Raw genomic sequence first — 15,255 nt, forward strand, 5'->3', positions numbered from 1 at the left:
GAATCAAAATAAAAGGGAACGCCTCGGCGCTCCCTTTTCTACTTATTCTTTACCAAGTTTACGACGCTTGTCAGCTTTTTCACGTTCGTTCTTGTTCAAGACCTTTTTACGGAGTCGAATCGAGAGCGGTGTGATTTCGCAGTACTCGTCATCGTTCAAGAACGTAAGCGACTCTTCAAGCGAGAAGACGCGCGGACGTTTCAAGACTTGTGTCGAGTCTTTCGATGATGCACGCATGTTCGTCAACTGTTTCCCTTTGACGGCGTTGATCGCGAGATCGACGTCACGGTTACATTCACCGATGATCATGCCTTCGTATACATCTGTACCTGGTTCGATGAAGATCGTCCCACGGTCTTCGAGTGCACCGATTGAGTAAGCCGTTGACTTACCAGCTTCGATACAAACCATGACACCGCTACGGCGACCGCCGATATCAGCAGGAATGAACGGACGATACTCTTCGAACGTATGGTTCAAGATTCCGTATCCGCGTGTCGCCGACAAGAACTCGTTACGATATCCGATGAGACCACGTGAAGGAACGATAAATTCCATACGAGTTTGACCGTTATCGTTCGTGTTCATGTTCGCGAGTTCACCTTTACGGAGACCGATCGATTCCATGACTGAACCTGTGTACTCTTCCGGTACGTCGATGATGACGCGCTCGAAAGGCTCAATTTTCGTACCGTCTTCAGCTGTACGGATGATAACTTGTGGTTTCGAAACTTGGATCTCGTACCCTTCGCGACGCATGTTCTCGATCAAGATACCGAGGTGAAGTTCACCGCGTCCTGATACGACCCATTGGTCAGGCGAGTCTGTGTTTTCGACACGGAGCGAAACGTCCGTCTCAAGTTGTTTCATCAAACGCTCTTCGATTTTACGTGCTGTCACGAAATCGCCTTCGCGTCCTGCAAATGGAGAGTTGTTCGTCATGAAACGCATTTGAAGCGTTGGCTCATCGATGCGAAGAAGCGTAAGCGGCTCTTCTTTACCGACCGGTGTGACCGTTTCACCGACGTTGATGTCTTCCATCCCGGCGATGGCGATCAAGTCACCAGCTTTAGCTTCTTCGATTTCAACACGTTTGAGTCCGAAGTAACCGAATAGCTTCGTGACGCGAAGTTGTTTGATCGATCCGTCCGTTTTGCAAAGTGAGACTTGGTCTCCGACTTTGATTTTCCCACGGAAGACGCGACCGACGCCGATACGACCGAGGTAGTTATCGTAGTCGAGCATCGTGACTTGGAACTGAAGCGGCTCATCCGAGTTGTCGATTGGTGCCGGTGTGTTCTCAAGAATCGTATCGAGTACGTGCGTGATTGTATCTTCTTGCTTCTCAGGATCAGGATCGAACGAACTTGAACCGCTGACTGCAGACGTATAGACGACAGGGAATTCAAGTTGATCTTCATCTGCTCCGAGATCGATCAATAAGTCTACGACTTCATCGACGACGTCGAGCGGACGGACCATCGCTTTGTCGATTTTGTTGACGACAACGATTGGGCGAAGTCCTTGGTCAAGTGCTTTCTTCAATACGAAGCGTGTTTGTGGCATACAGCCTTCACGTGCATCGACAACAAGAATAACGCCATCAACCATACGCATGATCCGCTCAACTTCACCACCGAAGTCGGCGTGTCCTGGCGTATCTACGATGTTGATGCGAGTATCTTTATAATCGATTGCCGTGTTTTTAGCGAGGATCGTAATCCCGCGCTCACGTTCGATATCGTTCGAGTCCATGGCGCGCTCTGCTACCATTTCGTTTGTCCGGAAAGTACCAGACTGTTTCAATAGTTCATCGACTAACGTTGTTTTACCATGGTCAACGTGGGCGATGATGGCTACGTTACGGAGGTTAGTTCTTAAATTCATGTAGTTATTCCTCTCTTATTTGAAAAGTTTCAACTTTGTATTCAACTTAAAGAGTATAGCACAGGTTCTACCACCTTTGTCACGTTATATAGTCTGTTACCGTTTCCAATTACGCTGATTTTGCTTACAATGAGATAGAGCCAAGAAAAAAAGGGGGAATTTCGATGCAACTCATGTTCGTCTTGATCGCAATCGCCGTCGTCGCCGGTTTTGTCGGTATCGGCATCGGTGTCGCCGAAGCGAGTACCGCCATCATCGTTGGCAGTCTCGCGTTGAGCGCGGTCGCTACATTCTTCGGTATCAACTTGCGCCGCCGTGTCCTAGCAGACCGACGTCCATAACGAACAGGCCCGAGGCGAGCGCCTTGGGCCTTGTTTTATAGTTCTCGCGTCAAGCAGATGCGGTCTCGCAACACGAGGCCGTCTTCTTCGATTGCCTCGTAGCCATGGTTCGGAAAATAATCGCGTTCGACCGAAGCAAAACGGAATCCGGCTTGTTGATAGAAGCGCAACTGGACGATGCTTGAGTTGCCCGTGCAGACGAGCAGTTCGCTCGCACTTCCGCTCGCTGCCCGACGGATGGCGTCTTGGAGCATCCGTTGCCCGATTGTCTGGTTTTGACGGTCCGGTTTGACAGCGATGTTGACGAGTTCGACCGATTCCGCACTGCGACGGACGAGCATATACGCCCCGACGAGTTCTCCGCCGAGTAAAGCCTCAAACGTCGATCCCGTCTCGTATTGCGCTTGCACCATCGCCTCGTTCGGATTCGCCAAGACGAGCAAATCACGCACACGGTCGTACGTTTTGTTCGGTTCGATCGCAAGGTCTGGCCTCACTTCAGGCGCCACGTTTTTCGCGATGACGTAATGCTTGATGACGTCCTTGACGAACGTCTCACTCCCCGCGAGGACCGATGTCTTCCCTTTATAGCTGACGGGTTCACCGTATAAGGAGACGACGCGTCCCCCGACTTCTTCGACGAGAAGTTTTCCGGCCGCGTAATCCCAGGGCATATTGCGCATCGTGATATAGCCGTCGACCCGTCCGGCCGCAACCCAAGCCAGTTCGAGTGAGGCGGCCCCGTGCGCTCGTGTCCCGACAGAGTCGCGGACGATCGGTGCCAACACTTCTGGCGCAATCTGTTGGTTCGGGGTCACCCACGTCGCATTCATACTCAAAAATGCGTCACGGACGTGATGTTCATGAAGCTGCGGCAACTTCCGTCCGTTGAGCGTCGCCCCATAACCACGTCGTGCCACGAACAGCTCGTCAGCCATCACATCATAGACGAATCCATACTCGACGACCTCATCGACCATAATCGCGATCGAGATGGCGAACATCCGCTTTTGATGAATAAAATTGAGCGTCCCGTCAATCGGATCGACAAACCAAACCGTCCCTGTCAACTTGTCAGGCTGTGTCGAGATGCCTTCTTCTCCGACGATCTGATGCTCCGGATATGCCGCTCGGATGCGGTCGACGATCAGTTGTTCGACCGCTCGATCGATTTCAGTGACCAAGTCCCCTTTGCCCGTCTTCCGCTCGATCCGATAACTTTCATCGATTTGTTGGCGGATATATTCCCCTGCTTGTTTGATTAGATCAATCGCAAACCATTCCAACATATTTATCACCTCTCTATGTATTATAGCAAACAAAAACCAGTATTCGCGTGGAATACTGGTTGAATGAGCGGTTGTGGGTCAGGCTTCGAGACGCAAAAGTTCTTGGCGGTATTTCTCTAACCGATGCTTGCTAGCCTGGACAGTGGCATCGTCTTGTGACGCCATTGCATCGAAGAGTGTTGCCAATTCATAATCAATCTCTAGGCGCAGCACCGGAATCCGTTTTTCTGCGTCTTTTCTTTTGAATGCCTCAATCACTTGTTTCATGAGATGCCACACTCCTTTTGTTGGGCTACAAGTTACGGTTTAGTAAGTTGAATTGAGTATATCAGATGAGATTCAAAAAAGAAAGAGAATTGTCTGACTATTTTGAATTTTTTATCTTAGTGGATATATTCCCACTTCAACCGGTCCTAAACCTTAAATAACCGTTAGTGATATGTACCCTATTTCTTAAGGGATTAACTAAAAAAAGCAGGAACCGACAGATTCGTCGGTTCCTGCAATTCATTTGTTACAACCTGATAATCTTAGTATTTGATTTCAAGGCCGCTTGGACCGTACGATAGGTAGAGTATCCGGTCTGCTCATCGTGGACAGCGCTCAGTTGCTTCTCTTCTGATTTTGATGTCACGATTTGTTTGAACGACCGATACGTTGCTAAAAATTCTTCCCGATCGACGCCGCCTTCGTTGGCGAGTGCGACTTGATTATAGAACTCGACGACTTCGATCAGTTCTTCCGTCGTCCAGTCCGGATTGATTGGATAGTTGATTTGCATATTCTTCACCTCGACAACCATTGTATCAACAAAAAAAACTATTGCAAGTTGACTTGGAAATCTCTATAGTTTTTTTGTTGCATCGTTTTTCTGCATAGCAGACCAATCATTCACCGGGTAAAGAAACTTAGTATACGTAAACGACCGATCCCATACAAACGCTGATTTCAAGGAGGGCTTACTATTGAAAATTAAAGGGTCTACACAGCTCGACACGCCGCTATTTGAGACGTTGCTCAAACACGTCAATACAAATCCGATTGCGTTCCATATTCCCGGTCACAAAGGCGGAAAAGGAATGGATCCCGAATTTCGTGACTTCATCGGCGAAAATGCTTTAAAAATCGATTTGATCAACATCGCTCCACTTGATGACTTGCATCATCCGAAAGCGTCGATTGCTGAAGCCGAGCGTCTCGCTGCTGAAGCGTTCCGTGCTGACGAGACATTTTTCTCGGTCCAAGGTACATCGAGCGCCATCATGGCGATGATCATGGGCGTCGTCGGGCCGAACGAAAAAATTATCGTCCCGCGTAACGTGCATAAATCCGTCATGTCAGCGCTCGTCTTGACCGGAGCCCATCCTGTATTCATTCATCCTGAATACGATGAGACGTACGGGATCGCCCACGGCATCACGGCAAGCGCTGTCGAGCGCGCGCTCGAGCTGCATCCTGACACGAAAGCCGTCCTCGTCATCAACCCGACGTACTTCGGTGTCGCTGGTGACCTCGAACGCATCGTCGCCGTTGCTCACGCTCAGGACGTCCCTGTACTCGTTGACGAAGCGCACGGTGTCCACTTGCCATTCCACGACGAGCTCCCTCTGTCGGCGATGCAAGCGGGCGCAGACGTCGCTGCGACGAGCGTGCATAAGCTCGGTGGCTCGATGACAGGTAGCTCGATTTTGAACGTACGCCGCGGTCTCGTCTCGCCAGAGCGGATCCACGCGATGCTCTCGATGATTACGACGACGTCGACGTCCTACCTACTTCTCGCCTCGCTCGACGCAGCCCGGCGCCAATTGGCGACAAAAGGTGAGGCGATGAACGAACGCGCCCTCACGCTTGCCCGGTCGGCACGCGTCGCCATCAACAACATGCCGCATTTATCAGTCTACGGCCACTCTGAGCTCCATTCTGAGTCGACGTACGCCTTAGATGAGACGAAAGTACTCGTATCGGTTCGTGAGCTTGGAATTACCGGATTCGAAATCGAGAAATATTTGCGCGAACATCACCGCATCGAAGTCGAGATGTCCGATTTGTTGAACGTCCTCTTCATCGTGACGAGTGCCGACGATGAGTCGACGATTCAAGCACTTATCGATGCGATGCACGATGTCGTATCGGTGTATAAGCAGTCTGGGAACGATTCTTTATCGATCATGCTCCCGGAGATCCCACCACTCGCGCTCAGCCCACGAGACGCGTTCTACGAAGAGACGGAAACGATTCCGCTCGAGAACGCTGTCGGACGAATTTCGGCTGAGTTCATCATGGTGTATCCACCAGGGATTCCTATCATCATTCCTGGAGAATTGATCACGGCATCGACACTCGAGTACATCACGGCCAATATCGAAGCTGGTTTACCGGTTCAAGGACTTGAAGACGAGTCGCTTCAAATGATTAAAGTCATCCAACAAACGAAAGCAATCCGCTAAACGAAAGCGAGCCGGTCAAATTGACCGGCTCGCTTTGTGTCATCAGAAGAAAAGATGCTTATGATGATCGAATTGCTTCCCCTACTACCCATTATAAGAAAACGCTTACATTTTTTCAAGAGGTGATTCTGAAGTTTTTTCATCTTTCGTCCCTTCCTCGAGACAAAGACGCAAAAATTCAGCAACATGATCGGTGTCATACAGATTGATTCCGAGCATCGGATAAAGCTGTCTCGGTTCTTCGAGCGCATGCATATCGAGAAGGGCTGACTGTCCGGTCTGCATGCAGACGACGAGTACTTTCCCCATGAACTGGTGCGTATAGACAAATCCGAAATCATAACGAGACGTCTCGGTTTCGATGCCGGTAAACCGAACGCGGCTCGTCTCGGAAACGGTATATAATAGCTCCTCATCAAACGCCATGATCATTCCCTCCTTTCTGACTTCATATGTTATTTTCCTTTATACTGAACTTGTGAAACCTAGGGAGGATGACTCATGAACATTCGAAAAGCAAGCGCGCGCGACGAAGCCGCACTATTGACGCTCATGCAAGCGCTCTGGCCCGACGCCCCGTTGATCGAGTTGACGGCCGAGCTTCGTCTCGGATTGCGTTCCGGCAAGATGCATTATTTTTTGGCGACCGACAACACGGCAGTCGGATTTTGCCAGCTCAGTTTCAGACATGACTATGTTCCCGGCGCCGTCTCTTCTCCGACTGCGTTCTTAGAAGGGATATACGTTGACGAATCCGTACGCGGGCAGGATGTGGCGACCCGGCTCGTCGAAGCTGCCGCATCATACGCTCGGTCGAAAGGCTGTGACGAACTCGCTTCAGATACGGAGCTTGACAATGAGGGGAGCCAACGTTTTCATGCTCGAATCGGTTTCGATGAAGTCGAACGGACCGTCCACTACATCAAAAAACTCTCCCGCGAGTAGGAGGGCACTGAAAAACTTCAAATAATTTTGAGCAGAGGAGCGTCATCCCGGATGGGATGGCGCTCCTCTGCTTTCATTGCCCTTCAAGCCGCCCTGTCCGGCACGCCGCTTTCCTGGGGGCGGTCAGCGAGCCGCATCGCGACGATGTCGCTGCTGGGTCTCGCCTTGCCCGCTGTTCCCCCGGGAGTCGGCGTGCCCTCGGGGCGACGCTGTACGTCCTTGCCGTTTCGGACTAAACTGGCTATAACTACACATCCTGGAGGCGATCCCGATGATGCCAGACCTGCCGAACATGCCGCCGAGCCCGTATGCGGCGCTTTACGATCTGTTGATCCCTGCCGATGACGAGCTACGGCTCATCCACGATCTCGTATCGTTCGATTTCGTCACCGACCTGCTCGCGGACACGTATTGTCACGACAACGGGCGGATGGCCGTCCATCCTGTCCGGATGTTCAAATATCTGTTCCTCAAGGCGCACTCGAACCTATCGGATGTCGATCTCGTCAGACGGGCGAGGACCGACCTCACCTATAAGTATTTCCTGGATCTCGCGCCGGAGGACGGCGTCATCAACCCGTCCTCGCTCACGAAATTCCGCCGCCAACGCATGGACGACGACAAACTGCTCGACAAACTGCTCGCACACACGGTCGAGGTCGCGAAAGAGATGGGGCTGCTGAAGGGACGGACGCTGATCGTCGATTCGACCCATTCCCGGGCCCGGTACGGGCAGAAGCCGATTGGGCAGGCGATCATCGCGGTAAACCTGAAGCGGATCATCACCCTCTCAAAAGAAAAAACAGGATAAGGGCAAGGAAAAAGAGCGATTGTCCCGACTTGAGTCGGTCCAATCGCCCTTTTTTCTGTTCACGCTCGGATAGAGCGGAGGTTTTTCAGTGCCCTCCGCGAGTAGCGAGAGAGTTTTTGTATTACTTAACGACGTGGATTGGCATACCCATTGCGATTTCTGCCGCTTCCATTGCCATCTCACCGAGTGATGGGTGAGCGTGGATTGTGAGCGCGATATCTTCAGCTGTCATGCCTGCTTCGATGGCGAGACCAAGCTCGGCAATCATATCAGAAGCGCCTGTACCCGCGATTTGAGCACCGATCAAAAGACCGTCCTCTTTACGCGTGATGAGCTTCATGAAGCCGTCTGGCTCGTCGAGGGCGAGGGCACGACCGTTCGCTGCGAATGGGAATTTCGATACTGTGAAATCGAGTCCTTCTTCTTTAGCGAGCGGTTCTGTGTAACCGACTGTCGCAAGTTCAGGGTCAGTGAAGACGACCGCTGGGATTGCTGAGTAGTCGAGGTAAGCCGGCTTACCTGCAGCTGCCTCCGCTGCAACTTTTGCTTCGTAAGAAGCTTTGTGTGCGAGCGGTGGTCCTGGTACGATGTCGCCGATTGCATAAATGTTTTCGTTCGACGTCTTGCACTGGTCGTCGATCTCGATGATGCCGCGGTCGCTGATTTTAACTTCAGCATTCTCGAGGCCGATGTCGCCAGTGTTCGGACGGCGTCCGACTGTGACGAGGACGTAGTCCGCTTCAACAGTCTGTTCTTCGCCGTTCACTTCAAACTTCACGATAACGCCGTCTTCCGTTTCCTCGACGCCTTTTGCAAGAGCGTTCGTGTGGATCGTGACGTTGCCTTTTTGTTTGAGTTTCTTTTTGACGATTTGCGTCATTTGTGGCTCGAAGCCAGACAAGATGTCGCTTGCGCCTTCAACGACTACGACTTCAGTATCGAAGTTCGCATACGCTGTTCCAAGTTCCATTCCGATGTAGCCGCCACCGATGACGACGAGCTTTTTCGGAACTTCTGTAAGAGCCAATGCGCCAGTTGAAGAAAGAACGCGTTTTGACCATTTGAACGATGGGATCTCGATTGGTGTCGAACCAGTCGCGATGATCGCTTTCTTGAACTTGTAAGGAGTTGAGCTATCTTCTGTGATGACACGAACTGTGTCTTCAGCTGCGAAGAACGCTTCACCTTGAACGATCTCGATCTTGTTGCCTTTCAAAAGACCTTTGACGCCGCCAGTCAATTTGTTGACAACCGACTGTTTCCAGTCTTGGACTTTCGTGAAGTCAACTGACACGTTTTCAGATGTGATTCCCATTGTCGAGTGACCTTTAGCGTGCTGGAAGTTATGTCCAGCCGTAATCAACGCTTTAGATGGGATACAACCGACGTTCAAGCAGACACCGCCAAAGTTGCCTCTTTCAACGATTGTAACTTTGAGTCCGAGTTGTGCGCCGCGGATTGCTGCGACGTATCCACCAGGACCGGCGCCGATGACAAGTAAATCAGTTTCTTGTGCGAATTCTCCTACTACCATGTTCTTATCCCTCCATCATTAGAAGTGCTGGATCTTGAAGCAAGCGTTTGACCATGTTGAGCGCGTTTTGAGCAGTCGCACCGTCGATGAGACGGTGGTCAAAGCTGAACGAAAGTGCGAGCACTGGTGCTGCTACGATCTCGCCGTCTTTGACGACAGCTTTTTCAGCAATGCGGCCAATACCGAGAATTGCAACTTCCGGGTGGTTGATGACAGGTGTGAACCATTGTCCACCAGCTGAACCGATGTTCGTGATTGTGATCGATCCGCCTTTCATGTCGTCCCCAGCAAGTTTGCCTTCACGGGCTTTGCCGGCAAGCTCATTGATGTTGTTTGCAAGTGCGTAGACTGATTTACGGTCCGCATCTTTGACGACAGGAACGACGAGGCCGTTATCCGTGTCAGCTGCGATACCGATGTTGTAGTAGTTTTTGTAGACGATTTCTTCGTTTACATCGTCGATTGACGCGTTGATCGTTGGGTAAGCTTTCGCTGCCGCTGTCAATGCTTTGACAACGAATGGCAAGTACGTGAGTTTCACGCCTTGGTCAGCCGCGACTTGTTTGAACTCTTTACGGAGTGCGACAAGTTTCGTGACATCGACTTCGTCCATGAGTGTTACGTGCGGAGCCGTATGTTTCGAGTTGACCATCGCTTTCGAGATCGCTTTACGGATACCACGGATTTTCTCGCGCGTTTCGAGTTCAGGTGTAGCTGACTCGTAAGGCTTGATTTCCGTCTTCGCAGCCGAGGCCGTCGCTACAGATTCTGTTTTCTCTGTTGTAGCTTCCGCTGTCGGTGCTTCACCGTTTGCGAACGCGTCGATGTCTTCTTTAAGAATACGCCCGTTGTCGCCCGTTCCTTTGACTTCACGGATGTCGACGCCTTTTTCGCGAGCGTACTTGCGAATCGAAGGCATAGCGATGACACGCTCAGACTTGTGAAGTTGAACTTCACGTGGACCGTCTTCTTTCACGTCTTCTTTTACGTCTTCTTGAATCTCTTCTGTCTTCTCTTCAGCTTTTGGCTGTTCAGGAGCTGCTGCTTCTTCACCGGCTGGTGCATCACCTTCAATATCGAACGTGATGAGCACGTCGCCGACGATGGCAACTGTTCCTTCAGAGACTTTAACTTCCTTGACTGTTCCGTCAACCGGAGCAGGAATCTCAACGACGGCTTTGTCGTTTTGAACTTCGAGGAGGATGTCATCCTCTTTCACTGTATCCCCTGCTTTGACGAACCACTTGACGATCTCACCTTCGTGAATTCCTTCACCGATGTCTGGTAATTTAAATTCAAATACTGCCACTGGTTTTTCCTCCCATCAAATAATCATGTAAATACGACAAGGGAGACAATTCTCCCTCATCGTTAAATGAACACGATCAGAAGTTGATAACTTCTTTAACTTTTGCAACGACATCTTTATGGTCAGGTAACCATGCATCTTCACCTTGTGCGAAAGCGAAGACCGTGTCTGGTGCAGTTACACGAAGCACTGGTGCTTCGAGGTGAAGAATCGCGCGTTCTTGAATTTCAGTTACGACGTTCGCCGCAATCCCTGCTTGACGCTGTGCCTCTTGAACGACGATCGCGCGGCCAGTCTTTTTAACTGACTCGACGATTGTGTCGATATCAAGCGGGCTGATTGTCATGAGGTCGATTACTTCGACGTTGATGTTTTCTTTTTCAAGCTCTTCAGCTGCTTTGAGTGAAGTATGAACCATCGCACCGTATGTGATGATCGAAACGTCAGTACCTTCGCGTTTCACGTCTGCTTTTCCAAGCTCGATCGTGTAGTCGCCTTCTGGTACTTCGCCACGGAACGAACGGTAAAGTTTCATGTGCTCGAGGAATACGACTGGGTCGTTGTCACGGATTGACGCGATCAAAAGACCTTTTGCATCGTATGGTGTTGACGGGATGACGACTTTAAGACCAGGTGTCTGAGCCATCAATCCTTCAAGGCTGTCCGCATGCAGTTCTGGTGTTTTAACGCCGCCACCGAACGGTGAACGGATTGTAACCGGCTGGCTGTAAGCGCCGCCTGAACGGTAACGCATACGTGCCATTTGGGCAGCAACTGAGTCAAACACTTCGAATACGAATCCGAAGAATTGAACTTCCATGATTGGACGGAAGCCTGTGAGTGCAAGACCGATCGCGAGACCGCCGATACCAGACTCAGCGAGCGGTGTATCGAAGACGCGGTCTTCGCCTAACTCGTCTTGGAGACCTTCCGTTGCACGGAAGACCCCACCGTTTTTACCAACGTCTTCTCCGAAAAGAAGTACTTTCTCGTCGCGCTTCATTTCAACGCGCATCGCATCAGTAATCGCTTGGATCATTGTCATTTGAGCCATAACTTACTTCGACTCCTTTGCTGTATATTCTTCAAGCTGCTCTTTCAAGTTTGAAGGGAGTGTTTCGAACATGTTGTTGATGAAGTCCGAAACTTTTTGTTTTGGTTCTTTGTCCGCGAGGCTGATCGCTTCTTTCACGTCTGCTTTCGCTTGTTCGATCACTTCGTTCTCCATGTCTTCGCTCCAAAGCTTTTTGCCTTCGAGGAAAAGACGGAAACGTACGAGTGGATCTTTTTCTTGGTACTCTGAATCGAGTTCTTTCGTACGGTAACGTGTTGGGTCATCCCCAGCGAGCGTATGTGGTCCGTAACGGTATGTGAGTGCTTCGATGAGCGTCGGTGTCCCATCAAGTGCGTCTTTACGCGCTTGTTGTGTTGCGGCGAAGACAGCAAGTACGTCCATACCGTCAACTTGGATTCCGTTGATGCCCGCTGCTACAGCTTTTTGCGCGATCGTTTTAGCTGCCGTCTGCTTCTCAACAGGTGTCGAGATTGCGAAGCGGTTGTTTTGAACGACGAAGATAGCTGGTGATTTGAATGCACCTGCGAAGTTCATGCCTTCGTAGAAGTCACCTTGTGACGATCCACCGTCACCCGTGTAAGTAATGGCGACGTTCGTGTTGCCGTTGCGTTTGAGGCCCATAGCCACACCCGCTGCTTGAATGATTTGTGCGCCGATGATGATTTGCGGCATTAAGACGTTAACGTCTTCTGGGATGCGGTTTCCTGCCACGTGACCACGTGAGAACAAGAACGCTTGATAAAGCGGAAGTCCGTGGAATACGAGTTGTGGGATATCGCGGTAACCCGGAAGAATCCAGTCTTGCTTGTCGAGCGCGTATTGCGTCCCGATCATCGTTGCTTCTTGACCTGCCACTGGCGCATAGAAACCTAGGCGTCCTTGACGGTTAAGCGAGATGGCACGCTGATCCCAAATTCGAGTATAGACCATGCGGCGCATAAGCTCCTGAAGTTGCTCGTCCGTTACATCTGGCATTGCGTCTTGGTTGACGACCTCGCCCTTCTCGTCGAGAATACGGAACGTTTGGAAGTTTTCTTCCACGTTTTGAAGTACCTGAACGTTGTTCATTCGTTTCACCTCATCCTTTCAACTATGAGACAATTGTCTTTTTTTGTGATCAAACACTACCTCAAATCTTAAGTGTATCTGTCCAAAAAAGCAATCTGTATTAACGTGATTCAGGAAAGTATGACTTCTCCTGCCGTTTCCTAGTCAGTATAAAACGGGTTGTTACAATAACGCAAAAAATATGCTCACTCCATAAAAACGCTTACATGAACACATTTTTCGAATGTTTTACGCTCTGTATCATTTTCATTTCACCTTCTGTACCATCTGAGCGATTCGCTCATTAAATATGATATAATTGGACATATCGCAATTGGAAAGGAAGTTTACCCATGTTAACAATGAAAGACGTGATTCGTGAAGGAGATGAGCGGCTCCGTAACCGTTCAAGTGAAGTCTCGATTCCACCTACGGCAGAAGACCTCGCCCTGCTCGACGAGATGGAAACGTTCCTCGTCAACAGCCAAGACCCTGAGATCAGTGAAAAATATGAGCTTCGCGGCGGTGTCGGGATTGCCGCACCACAACTCGGTGTCAATCGCCGGTTCTTCACCGTCCTGCTAAAAGAGGAAGAAGAGACGTTCAAGCTGTCGATCTTCAATCCGAAAATCACGAGTCATTCGCTCGAACAGACGTATTTGAACGGCGGTGAAGGCTGCTTATCTGTCGACCGCATCGTCAAAGGCAACGTACCGCGTCACCGTCGCATCACCCTCGAAGGATTTGACCGTGACGGCAATCCGATCAAGTTACGTCTTCGCGGGATGCGAGCCATCGTCTGCCAACACGAACTCGACCACTTGGACGGCGTCCTGTTTTATGACCGCATTAATACGACCAATCCGCTAGAAACATACGGTGAACCGATCTGAGGTGACGAGCGTGAAAAAAAAGACACTGTTGTTCCTATTCCCATTCTTGTTTCTTTTAATCGGTGGATGCGTCCGGATCGAATATGACGCCACCGTCCACTATGATCAGTCTGTCACGCTCGAGACGACGTATGCATTCCGCGATCACCCGGTCATGAAGCTATTAAACTTACGGCTCGACTGGGAAACGTGGAAACAACAAGCGAACGATAACGGCTATGCGACTCGAGACTATTCGAGCGAAGACGATTACGAAGGTATGGTGTTAAAGAAGACGTTCAAAAACGCCGATGAACTGCGAAACATTAAACAGGAATGGAAGACCGGACCGGCCGGTGTCCTCGTTCCCCCCGACGTGAAATTTGACGTTCAAAAGGAAGACGGCATTTGGTTCGATTCATACGTATTGAAGACGAACTTGGATTTACGTCTCGATCGCGTTGACTTGCCTGGTGTCAACTTGAGCGGTTCCCCGAAAGAACTCGCCGAGCGTTACATCCGCCAAGCCGACATCCGTTTCAATTTGACGGTACCGACCGGTGTGTTCGTCGAGGATGGGACCGGTCTTGACCCTCGTTCAATGAAACAAGTCGAGTGGCAAGTGTACGGCGGACGCCAAAATAATCTGATGCTTGTTGCGCACGTACCGAACGTCAAAGCGTGGACCATCACGATCGTCGTTGCCATCATTGCTAGTGTGACTGCTTTCTTCTTTTGGCGGAGATCTCGGAAAAATGTCGGAAACCCCGACCGGACATCGATTCGTTCGCGCGTGCTCGGTATGTTGATCATCCTGTTAGCGTTAGCCATCATTATCGTGACCGTACGTGAAGAGCTGACGAACGATCGAAAAGTCGAAGCCATCCGTCAAGCCGCCCAAACCGATGAATTCATCCCGACGTTCGCCGTCCACGGCCTGCTTGGGACCGACCGGACGTTCCTCCGCTTCTCCCAATACATGGAGCAGCGCGGACTCGCCAAAGACGGTGCGCTTTGTACGGTGACAGCGAAAGGAGCGGTCGACTGCGTCATCAATGATTACAGTTCGAACCGCCCGATCGTCCGGATTGAATATGAGGATGCTGAAGCGTCCTTGAACAACCAGACGAAGTGGTTGAACCTCGCCATCGAAGAGTACAAATCGGAACGAAACCGTTCGTTCGACCGCATGTATGTGATCGGGCACAGTATGGGCGGTGTCGCCGCAGCCAACTATATTTTGAACCAAGACGAGTATATCGTCGATAAGCTCGTTACGTTCGATAGCCCGTTCGCCGGGACGCGCCTCGCCAACTTCGGTTTATCCGCCAGCAACTTCGGTGTGAACACGGGCAGTCCGGCCATCCGCGACTTGTCGCCGAGTTCTGATGGGCTCAAGTCGTTCCAGGCGAAGCTTGAGACGTGGCCCCGCTCCGTCCAAGTGTATTCGTTCTCAGGACGAGGCGGCGAGTTCAACTTGATCGAACCGTCGAGCTCGCTCTTGCTTGAGGAATACACGAACAATATCGGTACCGAGACCGTCCCATACGATCACTTCTCACTTCATCGGAAGACGGACGTGCTCCGTGAGACGGGCGAGTTCTTATACGAGTATTCAAATGAGTTCAATCCAGTCGAAACGCAATAAAACAAGCCCGTCCTCTGATGAGGACGGGCTTGGGCTGTTGACGAACCAAT

General features: G+C 50.7%; 15 protein-coding genes. 6 read left to right on the plus strand and 9 right to left on the minus strand.

Features of this window, described 5'->3' with window-relative positions:
* Positions 1-42: 42 nt before the first annotated feature.
* Positions 43-1,887: a translational GTPase TypA gene (typA, locus tag EVJ26_RS01480; protein ID WP_070327588.1), complete on the minus strand. Its 1,845-nt coding sequence runs from the start codon at positions 1,885-1,887 to the stop codon at positions 43-45.
* A gap of 164 nt (positions 1,888-2,051) precedes the next feature.
* Here typA and EVJ26_RS14425 point away from each other — a divergent pair, with 164 nt between their 5' ends.
* Positions 2,052-2,228 carry a DUF5325 family protein gene (locus EVJ26_RS14425; protein WP_167615659.1) on the plus strand — a complete coding sequence of 59 codons (177 nt, stop codon included), beginning with the start codon at positions 2,052-2,054 and terminating at the stop codon, positions 2,226-2,228.
* A 35-nt stretch (positions 2,229-2,263) separates the two neighbouring features.
* Here EVJ26_RS14425 and EVJ26_RS01485 read toward each other — a convergent pair whose 3' ends face one another.
* From EVJ26_RS01485 to EVJ26_RS01495, 3 genes are all read right to left on the minus strand, one after another.
* Positions 2,264-3,517: an inositol monophosphatase family protein gene (locus EVJ26_RS01485; protein ID WP_131467792.1), complete on the minus strand. Its 1,254-nt coding sequence runs from the start codon at positions 3,515-3,517 to the stop codon at positions 2,264-2,266.
* Positions 3,518-3,595: 78 nt separating this feature from the next.
* Positions 3,596-3,784, minus strand: a complete 189-nt coding sequence (locus tag EVJ26_RS01490) for a hypothetical protein (RefSeq protein WP_015881266.1) — start codon at positions 3,782-3,784, stop codon at positions 3,596-3,598.
* A gap of 247 nt (positions 3,785-4,031) precedes the next feature.
* Positions 4,032-4,298, minus strand: a complete 267-nt coding sequence (locus EVJ26_RS01495) for a UPF0223 family protein (protein WP_070327590.1) — start codon at positions 4,296-4,298, stop codon at positions 4,032-4,034.
* Positions 4,299-4,482: 184 nt separating this feature from the next.
* On the opposite strand from EVJ26_RS01495, the gene EVJ26_RS01500 reads away from it, so the two are divergent.
* Complete coding sequence (locus EVJ26_RS01500; RefSeq protein WP_131456320.1) at positions 4,483-5,964, plus strand: aminotransferase class I/II-fold pyridoxal phosphate-dependent enzyme; 1,482 nt, start codon at positions 4,483-4,485, stop codon at positions 5,962-5,964.
* A gap of 105 nt (positions 5,965-6,069) precedes the next feature.
* Here EVJ26_RS01500 and EVJ26_RS01505 read toward each other — a convergent pair whose 3' ends face one another.
* Positions 6,070-6,390 (minus strand): DUF3055 domain-containing protein, encoded by a 321-nt coding sequence (locus tag EVJ26_RS01505; RefSeq protein ID WP_070327592.1) that lies wholly within the window; start codon positions 6,388-6,390, stop codon positions 6,070-6,072.
* Between the two features lie 75 nt (positions 6,391-6,465).
* Here EVJ26_RS01505 and aac(6') point away from each other — a divergent pair, with 75 nt between their 5' ends.
* Both aac(6') and EVJ26_RS01515 read left to right on the plus strand, forming a co-directional pair.
* Entirely contained in the window at positions 6,466-6,909 is a 444-nt protein-coding gene (gene aac(6'), locus EVJ26_RS01510; protein WP_070327593.1) for an aminoglycoside 6'-N-acetyltransferase, read from the plus strand.
* 271 nt (positions 6,910-7,180) lie between these two features.
* Positions 7,181-7,720 (plus strand): transposase, encoded by a 540-nt coding sequence (locus EVJ26_RS01515; RefSeq protein ID WP_131469625.1) that lies wholly within the window; start codon positions 7,181-7,183, stop codon positions 7,718-7,720.
* Positions 7,721-7,841: 121 nt separating this feature from the next.
* Here EVJ26_RS01515 and lpdA read toward each other — a convergent pair whose 3' ends face one another.
* The 4 genes from lpdA to pdhA form a co-directional block, all read right to left on the minus strand.
* On the minus strand, positions 7,842-9,254 hold the full coding sequence (gene lpdA / locus EVJ26_RS01520) for a dihydrolipoyl dehydrogenase (RefSeq protein WP_131469626.1): 1,413 nt from the start codon (positions 9,252-9,254) through the stop codon (positions 7,842-7,844).
* Between the two features lie 4 nt (positions 9,255-9,258).
* The gene (locus tag EVJ26_RS01525; protein WP_131457244.1) at positions 9,259-10,563 is read right to left on the minus strand and encodes a dihydrolipoamide acetyltransferase family protein; all 1,305 of its coding nucleotides are present in this window, start codon (positions 10,561-10,563) and stop codon (positions 9,259-9,261) included.
* Between the two features lie 76 nt (positions 10,564-10,639).
* On the minus strand, positions 10,640-11,617 hold the full coding sequence (locus tag EVJ26_RS01530; protein WP_070327596.1) for an alpha-ketoacid dehydrogenase subunit beta: 978 nt from the start codon (positions 11,615-11,617) through the stop codon (positions 10,640-10,642).
* Between the two features lie 3 nt (positions 11,618-11,620).
* The gene (gene pdhA / locus EVJ26_RS01535) at positions 11,621-12,706 is read right to left on the minus strand and encodes a pyruvate dehydrogenase (acetyl-transferring) E1 component subunit alpha (RefSeq protein ID WP_131457246.1); all 1,086 of its coding nucleotides are present in this window, start codon (positions 12,704-12,706) and stop codon (positions 11,621-11,623) included.
* A 332-nt stretch (positions 12,707-13,038) separates the two neighbouring features.
* Between pdhA and def the strand changes: the two genes are divergently transcribed.
* A complete protein-coding gene (gene def, locus EVJ26_RS01540) occupies positions 13,039-13,578 on the plus strand; it encodes a peptide deformylase (protein WP_131457248.1) in 540 nt (179 codons plus the stop codon).
* A gap of 1 nt (position 13,579) precedes the next feature.
* Positions 13,580-15,205 (plus strand): alpha/beta hydrolase, encoded by a 1,626-nt coding sequence (locus EVJ26_RS01545; RefSeq protein ID WP_131469696.1) that lies wholly within the window; start codon positions 13,580-13,582, stop codon positions 15,203-15,205.
* Positions 15,206-15,255 lie beyond the last annotated feature (50 nt).

Origin of the sequence: Exiguobacterium sp. SH3S1, assembly GCF_004337105.1 — a bacterium.
In the GTDB taxonomy this organism is placed as follows: Bacteria; Bacillota; Bacilli; order Exiguobacteriales; family Exiguobacteriaceae; genus Exiguobacterium; species Exiguobacterium aurantiacum_A.

Excerpts from the sequence above, each read along its gene's own strand:
- typA (WP_070327588.1), bottom strand. The coding sequence starts at position 1,887 with ATGAATTTAAGAACTAACCTCCGTAACGTAGCCATCATCGCCCACGTT.
- EVJ26_RS14425 (WP_167615659.1), top strand. The coding sequence starts at position 2,052 with ATGCAACTCATGTTCGTCTTGATCGCAATCGCCGTCGTCGCCGGTTTT.
- EVJ26_RS01485 (WP_131467792.1), bottom strand. The coding sequence starts at position 3,517 with ATGTTGGAATGGTTTGCGATTGATCTAATCAAACAAGCAGGGGAATAT.
- EVJ26_RS01490 (WP_015881266.1), bottom strand. The coding sequence starts at position 3,784 with ATGAAACAAGTGATTGAGGCATTCAAAAGAAAAGACGCAGAAAAACGG.
- EVJ26_RS01495 (WP_070327590.1), bottom strand. The coding sequence starts at position 4,298 with ATGCAAATCAACTATCCAATCAATCCGGACTGGACGACGGAAGAACTG.
- EVJ26_RS01505 (WP_070327592.1), bottom strand. The coding sequence starts at position 6,390 with ATGGCGTTTGATGAGGAGCTATTATATACCGTTTCCGAGACGAGCCGC.
- EVJ26_RS01515 (WP_131469625.1), top strand. The coding sequence starts at position 7,181 with ATGATGCCAGACCTGCCGAACATGCCGCCGAGCCCGTATGCGGCGCTT.
- lpdA (WP_131469626.1), bottom strand. The coding sequence starts at position 9,254 with ATGGTAGTAGGAGAATTCGCACAAGAAACTGATTTACTTGTCATCGGC.
- EVJ26_RS01530 (WP_070327596.1), bottom strand. The coding sequence starts at position 11,617 with ATGGCTCAAATGACAATGATCCAAGCGATTACTGATGCGATGCGCGTT.
- pdhA (WP_131457246.1), bottom strand. The coding sequence starts at position 12,706 with ATGAACAACGTTCAGGTACTTCAAAACGTGGAAGAAAACTTCCAAACG.
- def (WP_131457248.1), top strand. The coding sequence starts at position 13,039 with ATGTTAACAATGAAAGACGTGATTCGTGAAGGAGATGAGCGGCTCCGT.